16 protein-coding genes are annotated in these 19,401 nt (G+C 60.9%); 1 reads left to right on the plus strand and 15 read right to left on the minus strand.

What is annotated here, in order from left to right; all coding sequences use genetic code 11:
* Positions 1-9 precede the first annotated feature (9 nt).
* From A3AY_RS0113440 to lhpI, 13 genes are all read right to left on the minus strand, one after another.
* On the minus strand, positions 10-852 hold the full coding sequence (locus A3AY_RS0113440; protein WP_018326183.1) for a class I fructose-bisphosphate aldolase: 843 nt from the start codon (positions 850-852) through the stop codon (positions 10-12).
* A complete protein-coding gene (locus A3AY_RS0113445; RefSeq protein WP_026203407.1) occupies positions 825-2,573 on the minus strand; it encodes a glycerol-3-phosphate dehydrogenase/oxidase in 1,749 nt (582 codons plus the stop codon). Before A3AY_RS0113445 ends, A3AY_RS0113440 begins: the two co-directional genes overlap by 28 nt.
* 12 nt (positions 2,574-2,585) lie before the next feature.
* Complete coding sequence (locus tag A3AY_RS0113450; RefSeq protein WP_018326185.1) at positions 2,586-3,581, minus strand: aldo/keto reductase; 996 nt, start codon at positions 3,579-3,581, stop codon at positions 2,586-2,588.
* Positions 3,578-4,588 carry a sugar-binding transcriptional regulator gene (locus tag A3AY_RS0113455; protein WP_018326186.1) on the minus strand — a complete coding sequence of 337 codons (1,011 nt, stop codon included), beginning with the start codon at positions 4,586-4,588 and terminating at the stop codon, positions 3,578-3,580. The genes A3AY_RS0113450 and A3AY_RS0113455 overlap by 4 nt, the downstream gene beginning before the upstream one ends.
* A gap of 1 nt (position 4,589) precedes the next feature.
* Positions 4,590-5,579: an ABC transporter permease gene (locus A3AY_RS0113460; protein WP_018326187.1), complete on the minus strand. Its 990-nt coding sequence runs from the start codon at positions 5,577-5,579 to the stop codon at positions 4,590-4,592.
* A 28-nt stretch (positions 5,580-5,607) separates the two neighbouring features.
* Complete coding sequence (locus A3AY_RS0113465) at positions 5,608-7,146, minus strand: sugar ABC transporter ATP-binding protein (RefSeq protein ID WP_018326188.1); 1,539 nt, start codon at positions 7,144-7,146, stop codon at positions 5,608-5,610.
* A gap of 64 nt (positions 7,147-7,210) precedes the next feature.
* Positions 7,211-8,239 (minus strand): substrate-binding domain-containing protein, encoded by a 1,029-nt coding sequence (locus tag A3AY_RS0113470; RefSeq protein WP_018326189.1) that lies wholly within the window; start codon positions 8,237-8,239, stop codon positions 7,211-7,213.
* A 552-nt stretch (positions 8,240-8,791) separates the two neighbouring features.
* A complete protein-coding gene (locus A3AY_RS0113475) occupies positions 8,792-9,244 on the minus strand; it encodes a DUF1801 domain-containing protein (RefSeq protein WP_018326190.1) in 453 nt (150 codons plus the stop codon).
* A 92-nt stretch (positions 9,245-9,336) separates the two neighbouring features.
* On the minus strand, positions 9,337-9,795 hold the full coding sequence (locus A3AY_RS0113480; protein WP_083925966.1) for a DUF1801 domain-containing protein: 459 nt from the start codon (positions 9,793-9,795) through the stop codon (positions 9,337-9,339).
* Between the two features lie 285 nt (positions 9,796-10,080).
* The gene (locus A3AY_RS0113485; protein ID WP_018326192.1) at positions 10,081-11,322 is read right to left on the minus strand and encodes a GGDEF domain-containing protein; all 1,242 of its coding nucleotides are present in this window, start codon (positions 11,320-11,322) and stop codon (positions 10,081-10,083) included.
* Positions 11,323-11,689: 367 nt separating this feature from the next.
* Entirely contained in the window at positions 11,690-13,216 is a 1,527-nt protein-coding gene (locus A3AY_RS0113490; RefSeq protein WP_112864712.1) for a S10 family peptidase, read from the minus strand.
* A gap of 196 nt (positions 13,217-13,412) precedes the next feature.
* Entirely contained in the window at positions 13,413-14,441 is a 1,029-nt protein-coding gene (locus A3AY_RS0113495) for a trans-3-hydroxy-L-proline dehydratase (protein WP_018326194.1), read from the minus strand.
* A gap of 10 nt (positions 14,442-14,451) precedes the next feature.
* Positions 14,452-16,155, minus strand: coding sequence for a cis-3-hydroxy-L-proline dehydratase (gene lhpI / locus A3AY_RS0113500; protein WP_026203408.1), 1,704 nt, complete (start codon positions 16,153-16,155; stop codon positions 14,452-14,454).
* 169 nt (positions 16,156-16,324) lie between these two features.
* Between lhpI and A3AY_RS0113505 the strand changes: the two genes are divergently transcribed.
* Positions 16,325-17,362 carry an Ldh family oxidoreductase gene (locus tag A3AY_RS0113505; protein WP_026203409.1) on the plus strand — a complete coding sequence of 346 codons (1,038 nt, stop codon included), beginning with the start codon at positions 16,325-16,327 and terminating at the stop codon, positions 17,360-17,362.
* A gap of 105 nt (positions 17,363-17,467) precedes the next feature.
* On the opposite strand, the gene A3AY_RS0113510 is transcribed toward A3AY_RS0113505, so the two are convergent.
* Both A3AY_RS0113510 and A3AY_RS0113515 read right to left on the minus strand, forming a co-directional pair.
* Positions 17,468-18,430: a dihydrodipicolinate synthase family protein gene (locus tag A3AY_RS0113510; protein ID WP_018326197.1), complete on the minus strand. Its 963-nt coding sequence runs from the start codon at positions 18,428-18,430 to the stop codon at positions 17,468-17,470.
* A 111-nt stretch (positions 18,431-18,541) separates the two neighbouring features.
* On the minus strand, positions 18,542-19,246 hold the full coding sequence (locus tag A3AY_RS0113515) for a GntR family transcriptional regulator (RefSeq protein ID WP_018326198.1): 705 nt from the start codon (positions 19,244-19,246) through the stop codon (positions 18,542-18,544).
* Positions 19,247-19,401 lie beyond the last annotated feature (155 nt).

The raw sequence follows: 19,401 nt of genomic DNA on the forward strand, positions 1-19,401 counted from the left end.
GAACTCCTCCTAACCCTGCCGGTAGAGAGCGAATGCCTCTTCGCCGCCTGCATCCTTATGCACAATCGCCATCAGGCCGCGCACGACGGCGCTCGGATTGGCGTGCTGGTAGATGTTACGCCCGTAGACCATGCCCATTGCGCCCTGCCGCATCAAGGCCGCGGACTTGTCGAACACCGCGCGAAGATCCTCCTTGCCGCCGCCACGCACCAGAACCGGGCATCGCGCCGCCTCGACCACCCTGTGGAACTCTTCAGGATCGGCCGTCGGATCGGCCTTGACGATATCTGCCCCCATCTCGCGGGCAAGCCGCGTCAGCGTCACGATCTTGTCGGCATCGCCATCGACCATATACCCGCCTTTTTCGGTGACCGGCTGCATGACCAGTGGTTCGATCATCAGTGGCATGCCGTACCGGTCGCAATCGGCCCTGACGCGGGAGATATTCCCAACGCATTGGCGGAACAGATCCGGCTCGTCCGGGAGCATGAAGAGATTGACGACCACGCACGCAGCATCCATTTCGAGCGCACCGATCAGCGGTTCGGTCTCGTTTTGCAGCACGGCCCACATGTCGCGGTGGCGGATACGGTTATACGGATTGCCCATGTCGATGCGCATGACCAACGCCGGCTTGTCCTTGCCGGATATGTCCTGCAGGAGATCGGCCTGGCCGTAGTTCATTTGGATCGCGTCGGGCGCGGCGTCGACCAGTGTCTTAACGACAGTGGGCATGTCCTCGAGCCCGTTCAGGAAGGATGGTTCGTTGCAGACGCCATGATCGATCGCCACGTCGAGGCAACGGCCCCCGCCGAACAGACGGTTCATCCGGACCTTGCGGTTGTGTCGCATTCTTTGCTCCTTTTTTGGTTTCTTGCGGCAAGCATGCCTTCGTTGAGGCCATGACGGTCGCGAAGCTGTGTGAGAAAACGGGTTCGTTCGAAGGCGCGCTGCGTGGGAACCCACTGCTTTTCCATGGCAAGCAGATCGAGCGCCGTGTCGGTCATCTCCAAGGAGAGTTCGCCAGTGACCGCCAAATCTGTCCTGCGCAGGAGCAGATCGTCGAGATGTTCGACGGCTTCGTTGCGGATCAGGAAAAGGAGTTCGCGCTCGGAATAGCTGGATTGCGGCACCGGCGCGTCCGGTTCGGCGGCGATGAAGCTGGCTACGATCTCGGCCTGTGTGCCATAGCGAGAGAACAGCTGGGCTGAACGCTCGGGGGCAACCCCGGTTCTGGCTGCCAGCTTGGATAGCCACGCCGCGACGTCTGTGGGAAACCCGCGCCCGCCGCCGATGCGACGCTCGGTTGTCTCAACTTGACGGGAACGCCCCAGCCTATCCAGCGCCATATCGGCTGCGAGCGCGCCAAAGGACCGGAACGTCGTCCATTTGCCGCCGATCATGCAGAGCACCGGCGGACTTCCCGCGGCGGCCTCAACAAGAGAGCAGAAATGGTCACGCGGGATTCGCCCAGTAACGCTGTCGCTGCTGGCCGGCAGGGGTCGAACGCCGGCGAACTGGAAAACGATGTCCTGGGGCCCGATTTCGACATGCGGCAGCACGAAGGCGAGCGATTGAAGAATGTAATCCCGCTCGTCGGCCTCGCAGCGCACGCTTTCCGGATCGTCGGTACGAATATCGGTGGAGCCGACCAGCACCTTGCCGAGATAGGGAAACAGGATGCAAATACGCCCGTCCTCGTTCTCGTAGTAGATCATGTGACCGGCCAAAGCCTCGCGGAGTTCGGCATTGTCGATGATCAGATGGGAACCCTTGGTGCCACCCATCAGTGGACCCGGTGGGGTTTCCGGCGAAAACAGAAGCTTGTTGGTGATATCGATCCAGCCGCCTGTCGCATTGATCACAAGGCCTGGCTCGACATTAACAGCGGTTCCGCCGACCCGGTCCGTCACCCAATAGCCGCCATCCTCGTCACGCCGGATATCCGCATAGTTCAGCGCCCGGGCTCCCGGATGCTCCGTGAGACCATCCTGCAGCAATTCAATACCCAGGCGTTCCGGATGGCTGACCCAGGCATCGAAATAGGTGGCAGAACTCTTGATATTTGGATTGAGCGCTGGCCATTTTTCGAGCGTTGTGCGGCGTCCGCGAAATTGATGTCGTGGCATCAGGGCGCGCTTGCGGGTCAGGAAGTCGTAGATGCCCAAGCCGGCCTTGATGACGAGCGCTCCGCGACGGCTCGGCCGACGAGTTAAGCCGAGGAACCGTGCGATGCCGTTTCCAAGACCGGAGAAAATATCGAAGACTGGCACTGTCGTCGGCAGCGGTGCAACGTAATGCGGCGCGTTGCGCAGCAGTCGGTCGCGCTCGACAAGCGATTCCTGCACGAGCCTGAACTCTCCGTTTTCGAGGTAGCGCAACCCGCCATGCACCATGCGCGACAGCGCGGCGCTGGCGCCGGAGCAATAGTCGTGCTTCTCCACGAGCAGCACGCTTAATCCCTGCAGCGCCAATTCCCGAAAGACGCTGATGCCGTTGATGCCGCCACCGACGACGCACACGTCCACCTTCGGGCTTCGGCGGAGCCCGTTCAATGTTTCTTCCCGTTTCATGATGGCGACTCGCTACCTGTCCATGGTCGTCAGTTTGGCCGATATGGCCGCGTCGACGACCGAAAGGTCGTCCTTATCGAGCCTGATGGTTCCGGCCCGGGCATTGTCGAGCGCCTGGTTCGCATTGCGCGCGCCGCAGAGGGCAAAGGTCACGCCGGGCTGCGCAAGCGTCCAGGCGATCACCGTTTGTGCGATACTTGCGCCATGCTTCTCTGCAATGGGCCGGATCGCTGCCGCGAAGGCTGCTGCCTTTTCGCGGTTGGAAACCGAAAAGCGCGAATTGTCCTTGCGCTGGTCGTCACCGGCAAAGATGCGGTCGGGACCGATCGTGCCGGAGAGCAGACCGAGCGCCAGCGAGGAATAGCTGAGCGTTGCAATGCGGTTCGCCCTCGCCAGCGGTACGAGATGGGTCTCGATCTCGCGATCAATCATGCTGAAACGCTCCTGTATCGCATCGAGCCCGCCGAGCGCGACATAGGTCTCCAGGTCTGCCCGGCTGACATTGCTCGCTCCGATCGCCCGGATCTTGCCGGACGCACGCAGCTCCTCGAGCGCTCGCAACGTCTCCTCGAGCGGCGTCGTCGAGTCCTGCCAATGCGTGATGTAGAGATCGATATAGTCGGTGCCGAGTCTTGTCAGACTGCTCTCGACCTCATGTAGGATTGCGTCGCGGCCAAGGTACCGGTGCACCGGCTTTCCGTCCTGATCGAAGAAGTGCTCACCCTTTTGCGTATGCCAGACCAGACCGCATTTCGTCGCGATCACCGCCTTGTCGCGGCGACCGGAAAGCGCCTTGCCGACGATTTCTTCGGAGCGGCCGAGCCCATAGGCCGGTGCCGTGTCGATCAGCGTCACGCCGGCATCGAGCGATGCCTGGATCGCGGCAATCGATTCCTTCTCGTCCGTGCCGCCCCACATCCAGCCGCCGATCGCCCACGTGCCCAGCCCCACTGCCGAGGCCAAGACGCCGGACTTTCCGATCTCGCGCATCACCTGCTCGCCGCTCATGCCCATTTCCCTTCGCTATTTGCGAGTGACAGGACGCGCGCACCTGTCGCTTCGTCCGTCACCAGTGTATCGAGGTGGTTGCCGCGCAGAACGCTGAGGATCGGACCCGCCTTGTTCGGCCCGCTCGCCACTCCGATCTTCGTCGGGATTGACGCAAACTCGGGAAGCGTCAGCGACACCAGTGCACGGTTGAGGCTGTAGTCGCAGACCTGGCCCTGATCGTCCAGAAGATGCGCGAGCAATTCGCATGAGGCGCCGGAGCGCTCGATCGCCGCGCGGTCGGTGCTCGACGACGGATGCAGGTCGTAGTAGCTGGAGTCGTCCGACAGGATCGAACCGATGCCCACCACCGCCACCTTGGCCTCGCGTGCCCGTTTGAAGACATCGGCGACGGAGCGCATGTTGATCAGCATTGTCCGCTCGGCAGCGTCGTCGGCAAAAAGCGGCGCGTGAATCTGGAACGATCGGCCGCCAAGCCGATCGGCCATCAGCGTCGAGACGTGGTTGACGTCGGTATAGTGCTTGCCCTGGACACAGCCTGTCGCCGGGATCACCTCGACATCGAAGCGCCGGGGCGGTTGCAGGCCAGCGACAACGGCGCTGACGCCCTTGCCGCCCGTGATGCAGATCGTGTCACCATCGGCGATCTCCTCCAACAGCAGCCGGGCGGCCGCCTCGCCCACGGCCTGGAGCGCGGTCTGTGGATTGTCGGATACAGTCGGGACAACGACGGCGCGGCTGATGCCGCCGAGCGCCAGAAGCTGCTCTTCCATGTCGACAAGCGGCTCGACTGGCGACTTGATCTTTATCTCGACGAGACCGAGCTGGCGACCACGCTTGATTAAGCGGTTGACCGTGGCATGGGAGATCCCGAGCTGATCAGCGATCTGCGCTTGCGTCAGCCCCTCGAGGAAATGCAGAACCAGCGCCTGATGCATCTGGCGTGCGATGACGACTTCCTCGCGCGCCACGGATTTGGGTTTGGCAATGGGCCTGTTGAGCGACATGTCAGATAGCCTTACGCTGATGCAGGAAATGATCGATGGAGACGGCGGCAAGCAGAATGCATCCTTTGATCATGTCCTGCCAATAGACGGAGACATCGAGCAGGATCAACGAACTCGTTACCACCGAGAGCAGAGCGATGCCGAGGATCGCGCCGAGGATCGTACCCGACCCGCCCTTGAGCGAGGCACCGCCGATCACCGCTGCTGCGATGATATTGAGCTCCATGCCGGCGCCGAAGGTCGGGGTGGCAGCACCGAAGCGGGACATATAGATGACGCCCGCGACGCCGGACAGCGTGGCGCAAAGCACGGTCACCCAGAATTTCACGTGGCTCGTCTTGATGCCTGAATAAAGCGCGGCTCTTTCGTTGCTGCCTGTGTAGAAGACTTTGCGGAAGGCAGTTGCACGGCGAAGCAGGAAGTCGAACAGGATGACGACTCCAACGAAGATCAGGATGACGTAGGGGACGCCATAAAACGTGCCCTGTCCCACTGCCTTAAAGCTTGGCGGCAGCGTGAAGAGCGACAGGGGAGTGCCCTTGGTGATGATCAGGCAAATGCCGCGGACGATGACCATGGCCGCAAGCGAGGTGATGAAGTGATTTAGCCCGACCACCGTGACAAAGAAGCCCATGATGCAGCCGATAACAGCGCTGGCGAGGATTCCCGCCAGCGAAGCGGTCCACGGATCGACTCCCATGAGGAACAGCGATCCGGATAACACCATCGAAAAGCAGACGACCGAGCCGACCGACAGATCGATGCCGCCGACGATCAGAAGAATGGTCATGCCGACGACGACAATACCTTCGACCGAGAAGGACATCAGCATCGCCCGGAAATTGCCGAGCGTCAGGAAATGCTGCGAGGCAAAACTCATGACGATGCAGAGGGCAAGGATTATTGCGATCAGCCCAGCTTCGCGCATTGTTGCCAGCTTTTTCCAGCCGGGGGCGTGCGCCGGGTGTCCCGAAAACGTGTCGACTGCCATGGTTGTCTCTCCCGTCCGTGTTTTCTCTTCAGGCGGCATGCCCGGATGCCTTCGAATTGTTGTGGCCTGCGATACCTGAAGCGAGCCGCATGATCGCCTCTTCAGACATCGCGTCGCCCTCGATCTCGCCCATCACACTCCCCTCGCGGATCACCAACACCCGATCGCAGAGACCGAGAAGTTCCGGTAGTTCCGAAGAGATCACGACAACGCCGATACCCGAGCGTGCGAGATCGCGCAGGAGCCGGTGGATCTCCGATTTGGCACCGACGTCAATGCCGCGGGTCGGCTCGTCCATCAGGATCACCTTCGGGTTAACCGCTAGCTGTTTGGCGATCGCCACCTTCTGCTGGTTGCCGCCAGACAGCGACGAGACGGGAATGTCCATGCCGCCTATGCGGATGCCAAGCCGGCGAACGAACCTGTGTGCCAGATCAGCCTCGGCCTTGGCGTTGAGGAGCCCCGCCGGGCCGGTCAACGCCTTTAGATCGAGGACAGAGATGTTCTGGGCAATCGGCATATCGAGGAAGATGCCGGAACCCTTCCGATCCTCGGAAAGATAGACGATGCCCGCCTTTACCGCATCGGCATAGGACCGGGAGTGCAGCCTTGGTCCCTCCAGAGTTACAACGCCCTTGGTGGTGGGGCGAAGACAGCAAATACCTTCGGCAATCTCCGTCCTTCCGGAGCCGATCAGCCCGCCTATGCCGAGGATTTCACCCTTGCGCAGATCGAAACTGACATCGTGGAAGCGGGCGCCGTCGCCGAGATCGCGAACTGTCAGAATGGCCTCAGCCGAACGCTCGTCCTGCGTCTGCTTCGGCGGATAGAGTTGGGTGATCTCCCGCCCCACCATGCGGCGGACTACCTCATCAGGCGTCACATCGGCCACTCGCTCGGTCGAAACGTAGCGCCCGTCACGAAACACAGTGACCCGGTCACAGAGACTGAAGATTTCGGCCATGCGGTGGCTGATATAGATGATCGAAATATCATGGGCCTTGAGATCGCGAATGATGCCGAACAGTGTCTGCGCTTCCGTTTCCGTCAGCGCCGCGGTCGGCTCGTCGAAGATCAGGACACGACAATCGAGCGTCAGCGCCTTGGCGATCTCGACCAGCTGCTGGTTTGAGATCGACAGGTCGCCAACGTTGGCGCGCACGTCGAGCGGCGCCAGGCGATTCATGATGGCCTGCGCGTCACGCGCCTGCTTGCCGTAGTTCATGAACAGCTTGCGGCGCCGGTTGGTCGCCGCCATAAACATGTTCTCGGCAATCGTCGCATCTGGGCACAGCGCGATCTCCTGATGCACGAGGCCCAGCCCGAGCGATTGCGCCACGGCCGGAGAGGTGACCTTGACAGGCTTGCCATCGATAAGAATGTCTCCCTCGTGCGGCTGCAGCACGCCGGCGATGATGTTCATCAGCGTCGACTTACCTGCGCCGTTTTCGCCGCAAAGCGCATGAATTTCGCCTCTTTCAAGGCTGAAGCTCACATCGGTCAACGCCTTAACGACACCGAAGTGCTTGCTGACATTGCGGATCTCCAGAACCGGCACGGATGCCATAATACTTCTCCTCAAACTCACGAAGGCTGTCCGGGGTCTTACCCCGGACAGCCGGCACAAAGGGCTATTCGTCGATCCCCTTCGTACCCCGCCGCTTGAGATACTTGTCCCAGTAGAAGTCGTCGGCATTCTCGGCGGTGACGATCGACAGGCCGTTATCGACGAAAGGAATGCTCATCGGATTGAAGCCGGAACGCTTGGCATCGTTCATCGGGTCGATCAGTTCCGGATGCTTGGCGAGCCACAACATCATGAAGCCCATATAGCCCTGCATGCCCTGGTTGGGGTTGATGGAACCGAACACTTGGCCGGCCTTGATCATGTCGAGGATGTTGGCATTGACGTCCGCGCACATGACGAGGACCTTGCCGCCGCTTTCCTTGTTGGCCTGCGCCGCACCGATTGCCGAATTGGCCTCCGGCATGAACACGGCACCAACATTCGGATGCGCCTGAATGATGCTCATCAGGCCCTGATAGGCTTTGTTCGGGTCCTGGTTGGAGGCTGCCCTGCCGACAAGCTTCATGTCCGGATATTCTTTCTCCATCCGTGCGATGAAGGCAGCGATACGCTTGTCGTGATTGTCCTGGCCCGGGTTTTCGAGAACCGCATACTCGCCTTTGCCGCCAAGTTTCTTGGCGATCGCATCGGCCGCGTAGATGCCCTCGCGAGTGTTGTCCGACGTAATGAACGAGATGCGCTTAGAAAGCGGTGAGTCCGCCGCGAAGGTGACGACCGCTGTGCCTTGGTCGATTGCCCGGTTGATCGGCTCGATAAACGGGTCCGAGTTCATCGGATGGACGAGGATTCCGGCCGGGTTCTGCGCCAGAGCCTGGTCGAACGTCGCGATCTGTTTGTTGACGTCATATTCCGGTGTACCGGTATAGGCCGTCTCGCAGCCGAGCTGCTGGCCGGCCTGCTTGAACATTTCATAGACCGGGAACCAGTATTCGACACCCGAAACCATGACGTTCATGACGTATTTCTCGCCGGGCTGGCAGCGGAACGGGTTTTCCGTTGCCGCGCTGGCTGCAGCCGCCAGAAGCGTCGACGCAAGAACCGCCAATGCGGTCGTGCTTAGAAATTTGCGCAAGTTTCCTCCTCGAGGCCTAAGCCCCTCCCAAGTACCCGGTGGCGTCCAGAAAGACGGCCGGTGATCCAATTGAAAAACCGGATTTCCTCCTCGAAGTCCGGTATGGGCAGCTAACCGCAGCGCGCCTATCTTGTCAATATATTTCTATCAATGAAATATATTTCAGAAGTGGAGCGTCAAGCGATCGAGCGGTGCCGGAATGGAGTGAGCAAGGGGGGCCTGTATCGCCAACATGACGACCGACCCATGTGCACAGATCTTTGCAAGCCACACACAATAGGTCTCGACCAGTCGCGCTACGACGAAATCACCAAGCGCTTCACCTGCGAGCGGGAGGACGCTACCGAGGCGGCTACCCGTGTCGACCACTTCGACGCAGTGCAGCTTGCCACGGTGCTTCGCACCTGCCGACAGTACGACACGGCTAGTGCCGGCCGTGGCACATGTCGCTGCCTATCGCATCGACATGGCCTCGCTGAACGGAGGTGCTACCCATCCGGTACAAACGCCACGTTTTTTCGGCCGGCACCCATGGCGTCAGTTCACGGCCTCTCAAGCGCTACTCTTTGGCTTCTTCTGCGAGCGGCCGGGGCTAGCGGCAGCCGGCGCTGAGGTGTTCAGTGCCACGGCGGCCTGAACGAGCGCCTTCAACGCCTCTCCGTCAATCTTGTCGCCCTCATGGAAATCGATGGCGCGCCGAGTATTGCCTTCGAGGCTGGAGTTGAAGAGGCCCTTGGGGTCCTTTAGCGCGGCGCCCTTTGCGAAGGTCATCTTCACGACAGTCTTGTAAGTCTCACCCGTGCAGATGATACCGGCGTGTGACCACACCGGAACCCCTCTCCATTTCCACTCCTCGACCACGTCGGGATCGGCCTCCCTGACGAGAACGCGGACGCGCGCGAGGGTCTCGCCCCGCCAATCCTTCAGCTCCTCTATTTTCGCATCTATGAGCTGAGAGGGGTGAGCCTCTCCGTCTCCGTTATCCTTCAAGCCGGTCTTCGTCATGGTTGTGGTCGGTTCCTCATGGTCGTTATCGGTCGGCAGTCATTTGAGTATCGCCTGTCAGCACCCGATGCCACTACAATGACGTAGATCGGTCATATTCGCTCGCCGGGCAATTGGCTGGCCTGCTTAACCCAAGCTGCGAACTGTGCCATGTCGAACTGCTCGTCCTCATGGATGTGGAGATAGCGCGTCTCCCCGCTCTTGGAGGCGCCGGGAGGAACGGGATGCAGCAACATACCGCGAAAGAACGCCACCTTGACGTACTTCGTGAAGCAATGGAGACCGAGGAACCAACCCTCGCCCTCGATACCATAAAGCGGTGAGTTCCACTTCACGGCCTTGTGCACGCCCGGGACCGCGCGAACGATGAGAGCGTCGAGACGGCGCCCGACGTCGCCTTTCCAGTCCGGCATGGCCGCGAGGTAAGCCTGCACGGGGGCGTCGCCGTAGCCCTTCGCGATCTGAGGGTTGCCACCTGCGAGGAGGGTCGGCTTTGTGGCCGCCTCGGTGCCTTTGTTCCTGGTTGGGGCGGCTTTGGCGGGCAGCTTCATCGCCGCGGCCTTCGTCGGCTTGCTGCCCGATGACTGAGCAGCGGGGCGCGGCTCTGCGGCCGCCTTCGCTGTGCCCGGCACGGGGCTGGCTTCTCTGCAATCGTCGCAGACGTCTTGGAGGTCTTGTTGGCCATTGCGTTCACTCCGCTGATAGAGGGGTGGTCATCAACCTGTGCTTGAGTCAATGCCCATAGCTTCTACCGTCATACAAGTTCATCCTCAAGAGATTGGCAGCGATCGCCAGTCTGAAGCGGGTTGGCAGGCCCACCCGTATCGACGACCGGTTCAGGTGCTCGGTGCATCCGGCTTATGAAGCACGATACGATTGCGCCCGTCTTGCTTGGCGAGATAGAGCGCAGCATCAGCCTGGTTTTGAAGTTGCTCGGGAAAAATTGTCTCGTCGTCTGGCGAGTGAGCCGCCACTCCGATGCTCAGGGTGACGTAAGGCGACACGCGGGATGCCGGATTCGGCAGAGAGGCAGCTTCGACGCTCTCCCGAATTCGCTCGGCCACGGCGACGGCCTCTCGTTCGTCCACCCCGGGAAGCACGACGAGGAACTCTTCACCGCCGTACCGGGCCACATGATCGCGGTTCCGCCTTACGCTGCTCTGAATTATGCCGGCAACCTTCACAAGGCAGCGATCGCCTTCGGGATGGCCGAGATGATCGTTCAGCTTCTTGAACTCGTCAATATCGCACATCAGCATGGCACAGCTTCGGCTTTTCATGCCATCGCTCCACAGACGGTCGAGCGTCTCCATCATCCAGCGCCGGTTGGCGATCCCAGTTAAAGCATCGGTTCTCGCAAGCCGCTCAAGCTGGGCATTTGCGTCAGCAAGTTCAGCGACACGGCTGCGGTCACGCAGCTCAAGGAGGAAAGTCTTCTGGGCTAGAATCGTCATGGTGCGTCGGGCGACGACAGTTGCGACGATACCGCTCGCAAAAAACAGCGTCGCTGCTACGGCGCTCCCGTTTGCCAGGCCCGGGTTAAGGACCTGAAAAACCAGATAAAGGCCAAGGGCAATAGAAGCGACCATCACGGTCCAAGCCAGTGGAATGCTGAAGATGATTATGGCGGTAATGGCTACGAACAGCATGATGTTCAAGTGGCGTTCGTAGAACTCGCCACCCGCGCTCACGCCTACCAGGGCGACCGACAGGAGGATGAGGAACATGCCTGCAATCAGAGAGATCCGCTGGAGCCAGAATGCGCGTGGCCTTTTCCAGATGAAGGCGCAGGCAATCGCGGCGGGCGGGAGGATGGAGGCCGGCAAAAGCATCGACACGGTGATTGCCTTCGGAAGCAGGATCGCGTTGAGGCCCAACGTCAGCACATCCAACAATGCGACCCAAGTCATCCAGGCGCGAATGATCTTGGCCGTTCGGGGCCAGAAGCGCTCTTGGAAAAGGCGGGAAAGCTCGCCTTTGAGGCGGATGTCGCGCGTCCGACGCGCGAGAAGGTGCTCGACTTCAGTCATGATTGCAGAATCTGGTGCCTGGAGCTGCGTCCTTGTGGAAGCCGTCATCTGCCTCGTCAAAACTGCGCTCTCCTGAATATCCATCTCAGCCCACTTAGCGGAGCGTCCTTCGCAGGCAAGGGCAAGCGACCGGGTCCCTGCTAAAGTTGAGGAGCGTATAAGGCGCCGACGCGCTGAACCTCGACCAGTTCACGCCGGTTGGGTGCCTGCACCCGCAGACCGAGCCGCCGCTGATCCAGCACCGGGTGTGATGGCCCGTCTGACGATCATCTCAGCCCCGCCCATCTGCGTCGGTCCCAAGACGGGAGCACGATAATTCTGAGTGATACTTTTCGCAGCAGGCATGGCAATCTTGACAGTTTCGTCGCGATCGAACGGACTGCGCCGGCTAGGCATGTTCGTGAGGCGCTTTGTGTCAGTTCGGGTGCTTGTGATAGAAACCAAGGGCGTCTCGCGAGAAATCAGCCCGTGACTTCGGCGCCGTGTAAAACATATGTCCGCCCCGATAGAGCTTCAGCTCCACCCTGTTCGCAACGAGATCCGGCGGCATATGGTCGAGGACATACTTGCTGAAACCGTAGGGTGTCAGCGCGTCGCTGTATCCATGTGCCACCATCACGCGAAACTGGGGAACCACCGACAGGAGGTCGCGCAGGTCGGACACGGCGCTCGCTGCAATGCGGCTGTCACCCCCCCGATTACCTTTCCATTCCCAGCGACGGTTCACCTCCTCATTCAGGAGGGTGTAGGTCATATCGGTTTTGAAGGCGAGTTCATCACGGGCGTAAGCGGCAAACGCAGCGCCGTAGGCCCGCGTATAGCCATCGAGAACCGGATCTTCGTTCTGGTCGTCGGCCGCTTCGGGATAGGCATCGACCACCGAATGTGCCGCGTCATACGGGCTGACGACCCGGCGGTCTCCCGCCGATTTCTTCTTGTAGGTGTCGCCGATGAAGCCGCGGGTTTGACGGACAGCCTCCTGCGGGATCCCCGTGAGTGCCGAGACACGAGAGTAGAGCGCATCTGCTCGTTCTCCTTGGGGAGACGGACCTGCGAGCGTAACAAGATAGTCGGTCATGGAAAAATATTCAGCCTCTATTAACAGGTTGTGGTCGAACGCATTTTTCCTTTCGAGCTCTGCAGCGGCAAGCGATGGCAGGCGCAGGGCAGCGGTGAGTGGATCGTCGCTCGCGCTCCACAGAAACCGGCCCTCGAGCATCGGTGAGACCATGATGATGCCTGAAACAAGCATTCCCTGGATCTCTTTAAGGGCGGAAGCGACCTTCAAGGCGCGAAATCCGCCGTAACTTTCGCCAACGAGATATTTCGGAGAAGGCACGCGACCGTTCTTCTGCACATAGAGGGCGATGACCTTGGCGAGGCTCTCGGCGTCCTGGCGAATCCCATAGAAGCCTGTGGCAACATCGTTGTTGGCCGCCCGGCTCCACCCGGTCCCTACGGGATCGATCAGGACAAGATCGGTAAACGCCAGCCAGCTATCCGGATTGTCGCTCAGAGATGGCTGAGTGCCGTCGTCCTGACGTTCGCCAAACTCAAGTATGCGTGGACCGACCAGACCGAGATGAAGATATGCAGAAGCAGCGCCTGGCCCGCCGTTAAATACGAAGGTGAGAGGGCGGTCGATGTGGCGATCCTTCGCGACATAGGCGGTATAGTAGATTTTGGCGGCGCGTTCGCCGTTCTGACCGACGACGTCGAGAGTGCCCGCTGTCGCTGCGTAGGTCAGCGTTTCCGTGCTGAGCTTCAGGCTATGCTCAGTAACGGCGTCGGACGGTATGAGGCTGAAAATTTCGCCTGGTGCGCGTTGTTCCGGCGACGGACGATCCCCCGGCCCCTGCGCCTGCGCGGAAGCGACGAGGAGCGAAAACAACAGTGGGACAATTTGGGTAATAAGAAACACACGCAAGACTAGATCCTCCATGGTCGCGCCATGTAGAGGACTGTAGTGCGATCGGTACCGTCCGGAGAACTCAACTCATGTTGATCAGGCGCTTGCCGCATGCGCAGGGCGAATGCGTCCCATGAATTAACAGGACACGTTTTTCTGTAATTCCATTTTTGCAGTGGCAGATGGCGCGGAACGCCGCGATTGGCTCGGCTTTTCTAGCGTGATCGCTTCAGCGTGCCCCCCAGGTATCCGTCAGACGATACCCTTCCGGCCATGGATCGGAGGGGTCAAGCATGTGCTGATGAGTGCCGGTGATCCAGGCTCGCCCAGAGATTTCCGGCAGGATGGCCGGACGGCCGCCGACCTTTGTGGTGCCCACAATACGCCCTGAGAAGGTGGAGCCGATCAACGAGACTGCTGTCAGGCGATCCTCGAGCTTCATTTGCCCGCGCGCGTGCAGGACGGCCATGCGCGCTGACAGCGCTGTGCCCGTGGGTGAGCGATCAACCTTGCCCGGCTGGATCGCGACGGCGGCGCCCGTGCGTAAGCCTTCAGCGGTGCGCTCAACGGGACTTGCGAAGAGGCAGAAGGAAAAATGCCGCCAATCGGGATTTTCGGGGTGATGAAAACCAAGTGCGGCATTGGCGGCGTTGGTGATCCTGACGCCAAGGCACGCGATATCATGGGCCTCATCTGGCGACAGGCGGAACCCCATGGCTGCCGCATCGACGATGACAAAGCTGTCACCGCCATAGGCTGTATCGACGGTCAGTGTCCCCAGCCCCTCGACCTCCAGCGTCGCATCCAGTCGCTCTACAAAGCTCGGCAGGTTCTGCACAAGGATGCGTTCCGCCTTGCCGTTGCGGCACTCCGCATGCACGCGCACCAGGCCGCCCGGGGCCTCCAGGACGATCTCGGTGACCGGCTCCTTCATCGGCAGGATGCCACTGTCCAGCAACACCGTGGAGACGCAGATCGAGTTCGAGCCGGACATTGGCGGTGTGTCTTCCGGTTCCATGATGATGAAGGCAGCATCGGCCTCGGGATGCTTCGGGGGTACCAGCAGGTTGACATGTCGGAAGACGCCGCCGCGCGGTTCGTTCAAGACGAAATTGCGCAGCGTCTGGTCACGGGCGATCCAGCGGCTTTGCTCCCAGATCGTCTCGCCGGGCGGCGCCGCAACGCCGCCGACGATGACGTCTCCCACCTCGCCCTCCGCATGGGCGGAAATCACATGGATGGTCTTGGAACTGCGCATGGATCCCTCCTCAGGAAAGCCAGTCGGGCAACCGCGCTGGAACGCGTCCGGTCAGGGCCGCCGTGACACAATCGGCAAGACTGCCAAAGCGAACGGTTCGACCGGAGAGGCCGGGACCGTAGTGGGCATACTTGCCCGAATTCGTCATTAGAGTGCGAGTGCGCGTCGGGAACACAGGCTCGCAAATCGAGCACCAGCAGAGATCAGGCAGTACCTGGACGCCGGAATCTTCCAGCTTCGTCAGCAAACCCTCGCTTCGTGCCTCGCTGATGACCTGCCGACCGGCCGTGACGATCACCGTGACGTCAGGGTGACGGCTGCGACCAGCAAGCGTTTCGGCCAAGGCACGACACTCGGTCAGGGAAGCGTGAGGGCTGCCGATGGCGACGAGCTCAATCTCCTCGGGTCCTTCATTCAAGAGCGTCCAGGCGGTAGTCATGTCGGCGCGGGAAATTGTTACGGAGTCGGCGCTGTCGAGCGCCGCGCCGGCTGCCTCGGGTGTCACGCCTTCCACATGCAGCATCGGGACCGCCGACGTGGTGCCGAAGGCAGCACAGAGCGCTTTGAGATCGTCCATCGAGGGCTGCGCCGAGGCGAGACCCCGCAGAAGCGCAATGCGGTCGGGCGCAGCGCGGCCGGCGAGATAGCCGATAAGCGGCCAAAAAGAATCGTCCACGTGCTCAGGCAGCTCGATATCGATAACCCGCCGCGCCTTGCGGTGTTCGTCGAGATAGACGCCGGACAGCGGCGCCCGCGCCGTCAGCGCGATGCAAAGGTCCAGGAAATCCGGGTGCTTTGCCGTTCTGGCGCCGAGAACTGTATTGGCGAAGATCACCGCATTTGACTCCGCCCATGCGATGGCTTGGCCTGCCGTTGGGGCGCTGTCGAGCAAATAGGGCGCGCAGGTGAAGGTCGGCCGGCAGCCCATGCGGACATAGGCGTCGGCGAGCCGTGCGGCCGGGTCGCCGAAGGACTGTGGTACGCCCTGCGCCTGCCAATTGGCGAGATCAACCGAAATGGCGTTCATCGTCGTCGGCACTCGAACCTGTACACCCATATCAGCCATCTTTTCGGCAAATGTCAGGTTTGCCGAGCTCGCGTAGATGCAGCCGTCGATATGGCCCTGGGTAACGTCCACCAGGCCCCGCGCACCCTGTTGCGCTGCCATTGCGCAGATGATGCGCATCGCCTGCTGTATGGCGACGCCCTGCTGTCCATCAAGCATGGCATGGTCGGCTTCTGTCAGGTCGAGCGCGAAGGTCGCCGACGGGACGAGGGGAATCTCCAGCCCGTCGGCCACGACCGCCCGATCGGTGATGTGCGCGGTCCGCGCGCGCGAAAGCGCCGCAAAAGCGTCTGGCCCAATCCGCAGAACGGGCAGCGGTTTGCCGAACATCTCGGAGGCGATCAATGCCCCGAGGGTAAGTACATCCTCGGTCTCAGAGAAGACCAGGGCAGCGGGCGCGCGACCCGTCAACACAAGATCGAGCAGAACCCCCGACCCCGTGCAGGACCCGCGGCTCGCCGGCATCACCAGAATGCTGCCGGTCAGGCACGTCCCATGCAGCGGGTGGTGCACGTCGATGACGCGCGCGGTCGCAGGGTCCACACCGCCCCAGAAGCTTAGCGCCTCTTGGGTGGCAATGACGTGACCACTGGCGGTGCCGCCAAGAATGCTGCGAGCCGAGGCAGGACGGGGTATTTTACCGGCCATGCGCCTGCGTCGAGGTGTCAACGCTGGGAATAAAGGCCATTTGAGGTACCTTTCTCATGGGATTGGACGCGGGGCGAATTGCACGTGTCGAAGATATGTATACTGTTTGTATGCATAATTTCAATCGCCAGCCTGTTGTAGTCGGCGCGCACTGTCTGAGAGACCAAAGATGACGCAAACTTGCACTTTGACGATTGCCGCCCTTTACGAGCGTGTCGAAGCGATCTTCCTTAAGGCGGGCCTGAATGCATTCCAGGCCGGTGCGCTCGCCCGCGTGATCGTCGCTGGCGAGCGGGATGCCTGCAAATCGCACGGCATCTATCGCATAGAGGGGGCGCTGCGCACCGTAAGGGCTGGCAAGGTTAAGCCTGATGCCGTGCCGGAACTCCTTCCGACGGAGGGGTCCGCCATCGTCAAGGTCAATGCCAGGGGCGGTTTCGCCAATGCGGCCTTCGAAGTCGGCGTGCCGGTGCTTGCCGAACGTGCGGGCAAACTGGGTCTTGCTGCTCTCGTCATCAACGACTGCACCCATTTCTCCGCGCTGTGGCCGGAGGTAGAGGCCGTGACAGGCGAGGGGCTTGCCGGCCTTGTCATGTGCCCGAGCTATGCGACCGTGGCACCCACCGGGGGCAACAAGCCGCTGCTCGGCACCAACCCTTTCGCCTTCGGCTGGCCGCGTGAAAACCAGCCGCCCTATGTGTTCGACTTCGCGACGTCGGTTGCCGCGCGGGGGGAAATCGAACTGCACCGCCGCGCCGGCAAGCAACTGCCGGAAGGTTGGGCGATCGATGCCAATGGCAATCCGACGACGGATCCGGAAGCAGCTCTTGCCGGCGCCATGCTGCCCTTCGGCGGCCACAAGGGTTCGGCTATTGGCACGATGATCGAACTGCTTGCCGGCATCATGATAGGCGACCTGACGAGCCCCGAAGTGCTGGATTATCTCGGCACGACAACGCTCGCCCCCTTCCACGGCGAACTCATTATCGCCATGTCTCCCGAAGCATTCTCTGCCGGTCGTCCCGGCAATGCCTTCGCCCGCGCCGAGGTGCTCTTCGACGCGATCGTCGACCAGGGTGCCCGCCTGCCATCGCAGCGTCGCTTCCTGGCCCGCGCGAAGTCCGAGACGGACGGCATCACGCTCACCGCCACCGAGATGGAACAGCTTGACCGCTTTCTTGCCCACGGGCTCGATGCAGTCGGCTGACCGCGGGCGCCAATTCCGTCGAGCAGTTCTCTTTGTTCAAGCCGCCCTTGAATTGCTTGGCCGGCGAAAACACTCCATGCGTGGGCCTTTAGGGAAATACAAGGCTCAAGCCTTGTATTTCTGAACCGCGCCCGGCAGCTTGCTCCATTCGGCATACCAGGTATCGAAGAGCCTGAGCTGGGTTTCGACATAGCCGCGCTGACTGTCTGAGAGAGCGTCGGTCTCGTTGAAGTGCAGCGTGTATTCCTTGTCGCCCTTCAGCACCATCATGTGCTTGAAGTAGAGAACGAGATCCGGGCCCTCGTCGAAGGAGGAGAGCACGGCAAGCGCCGATTCCAGTTCCAGCGCGCGCTGGCGGGCATCCGGATCGCCGGCGGCAGCGGCCTGCGACAGCTTGCACATGTGGATGACTTCCCTGGGCAGCACGCAGCCGATACCGGTGATCGCACCGACAGCACCGCAGTTGACGAAGCCATGGAACACGCAGGTATCGACGCCGATCATCAGCGAGACGTCATCGTCGCGGCTGGTGATGTTTTCAGCGGCATAGCGCATGTCAGCCGCGCCGCCGAATTCTTTGAAGCCGACGAGGTTGGGATGGTCTGCGCGCAGCGCAAAGAACAGGTCGGCGCGGGTGGCGAACCCGTAGTACGGGCTGTTGTAGATGACGGCCGGCAGGTCTGGAGCGGCAGCGAGGATAGCCTTGAAGTGGTTCTTCTGGGCGGCGACCACAGAGCCACGCGATAAAACGCGCGGGATGACCATAAGACCCTGCGCACCGACCTTCTGGGCGTGTGCGGCGTGCGCCACTGCGGAGGCGGTGTTGACGGCGCCGGTGCCGACGATGACGGGAACGCCGGCTTTCACCAGGCGTTCGACGCCTGTCATGCGCTGTTCGTCGGTTAGAAGCGGCCAATCACCCATAGAGCCGCAGTAAACGACGGCGGACATGCCGCTTTCGATAAGCTCCTTGCCCTTGCGCACAAGCCCATCGAAATCCGGGCTGCGATCGTTCTTGCAGGGCGTCATCAATGCGGGAACGACACCGGAAAAAATTTTGGCCTTCATGTCAATCTCCTTCAGGCTATTGGGTCGGTGCATGCAGCCCGCACATCCCCTTGTTCAAGGGCGCTCAATAGCATCTTGCATTTTATTTGTCGACAAGAAAAATACAGAGGCTCACAGCGCGATATCCAGCCGTTCGTTACGGCTGAACAATCGCTGCACCTGCAGCACGATCTGTTCTGCATGCGCCTTGCCCAGACGGTCAGCGCCCTCAATGTCGCGCGCTTCGATTGCGGCAATCATTTCGGCGTGCTCGTCCACGAAGCGCTGGGGAAACTGTTCCTCGTAGGATTGATAGTAGAGGCGAAGGATCCGGCGTCCCTCGTCGAGAAGCCGGCGGAAGAGCCCGGTAAAATAGGGGTTGCGGCCCGCCTCGGCGATCGCCGCATGGAAAGCCACGTTGGTGGCGATCATCGCCAGGGTGTCGCGCGCTGCGACTGCCGCCGCATAATCCTCGTGGAGGCCGCGGATGATCGGGAGGTCTTCTCGCCGGTGGTTCTGCGCCGCAAGCCGCGTCGTCACCCGATACATTAGTACCAGCGCGTCGAAGAAGGTATGGAGGTTAAGGAAGTCGATGTTCGATACCATGGTCGACCGGTTGGGTAGCGTTTCAATGAGCCCTTCGCCGGCGAGGCGCACGAGCGCTTCACGGATCGGTGTGCGCGACATCTTGAACCGTTCGGCAAGTTGTACCTCGTCGACCGGGCTACCGGGCGGAAGAACCAGATCGAGAATTTCATCGCGCAAAAGGTCATAGACCAATTTTACGCCGGAACCCCGTTTGCGTTCAGGGACTGGGGTCGGTTCGGTGTCAGCCATCTTGGAAATCCTTTTGTCGACAAAACAAATACTTCCTTTTATAAAGAGAATCAATGGGTTCAGGAGGGTCTGGTCTCGGGTGTCAAGATCATATCGAGTTGCCTGACAACATGGGGATAGGGAGTTCCTCCCCTCCGGGGGGACGAATGACCGAC

The organism is Rhizobium giardinii bv. giardinii H152 (genome assembly GCF_000379605.1).
Taxonomy (GTDB): Bacteria; Pseudomonadota; Alphaproteobacteria; order Rhizobiales; family Rhizobiaceae; genus Pararhizobium; species Pararhizobium giardinii.

Bases quoted from the DNA above. Each gene is read 5' to 3' on its own strand.
- A3AY_RS0113440 (WP_018326183.1), bottom strand. From the start codon at position 852: ATGCGACACAACCGCAAGGTCCGGATGAACCGTCTGTTCGGCGGGGGC.
- A3AY_RS0113445 (WP_026203407.1), bottom strand. From the start codon at position 2,573: ATGAAACGGGAAGAAACATTGAACGGGCTCCGCCGAAGCCCGAAGGTG.
- A3AY_RS0113450 (WP_018326185.1), bottom strand. From the start codon at position 3,581: ATGAGCGGCGAGCAGGTGATGCGCGAGATCGGAAAGTCCGGCGTCTTG.
- A3AY_RS0113455 (WP_018326186.1), bottom strand. From the start codon at position 4,588: ATGTCGCTCAACAGGCCCATTGCCAAACCCAAATCCGTGGCGCGCGAG.
- A3AY_RS0113460 (WP_018326187.1), bottom strand. From the start codon at position 5,579: ATGGCAGTCGACACGTTTTCGGGACACCCGGCGCACGCCCCCGGCTGG.
- A3AY_RS0113465 (WP_018326188.1), bottom strand. From the start codon at position 7,146: ATGGCATCCGTGCCGGTTCTGGAGATCCGCAATGTCAGCAAGCACTTC.
- A3AY_RS0113475 (WP_018326190.1), bottom strand. From the start codon at position 9,244: ATGACGAAGACCGGCTTGAAGGATAACGGAGACGGAGAGGCTCACCCC.
- A3AY_RS0113480 (WP_083925966.1), bottom strand. From the start codon at position 9,795: ATGAAGCTGCCCGCCAAAGCCGCCCCAACCAGGAACAAAGGCACCGAG.
- A3AY_RS0113485 (WP_018326192.1), bottom strand. From the start codon at position 11,322: ATGACGGCTTCCACAAGGACGCAGCTCCAGGCACCAGATTCTGCAATC.
- A3AY_RS0113490 (WP_112864712.1), bottom strand. From the start codon at position 13,216: ATGGAGGATCTAGTCTTGCGTGTGTTTCTTATTACCCAAATTGTCCCA.
- A3AY_RS0113495 (WP_018326194.1), bottom strand. From the start codon at position 14,441: ATGCGCAGTTCCAAGACCATCCATGTGATTTCCGCCCATGCGGAGGGC.
- lhpI (WP_026203408.1), bottom strand. From the start codon at position 16,155: ATGGCCGGTAAAATACCCCGTCCTGCCTCGGCTCGCAGCATTCTTGGC.
- A3AY_RS0113505 (WP_026203409.1), top strand. From the start codon at position 16,325: ATGACGCAAACTTGCACTTTGACGATTGCCGCCCTTTACGAGCGTGTC.
- A3AY_RS0113510 (WP_018326197.1), bottom strand. From the start codon at position 18,430: ATGAAGGCCAAAATTTTTTCCGGTGTCGTTCCCGCATTGATGACGCCC.
- A3AY_RS0113515 (WP_018326198.1), bottom strand. From the start codon at position 19,246: ATGGCTGACACCGAACCGACCCCAGTCCCTGAACGCAAACGGGGTTCC.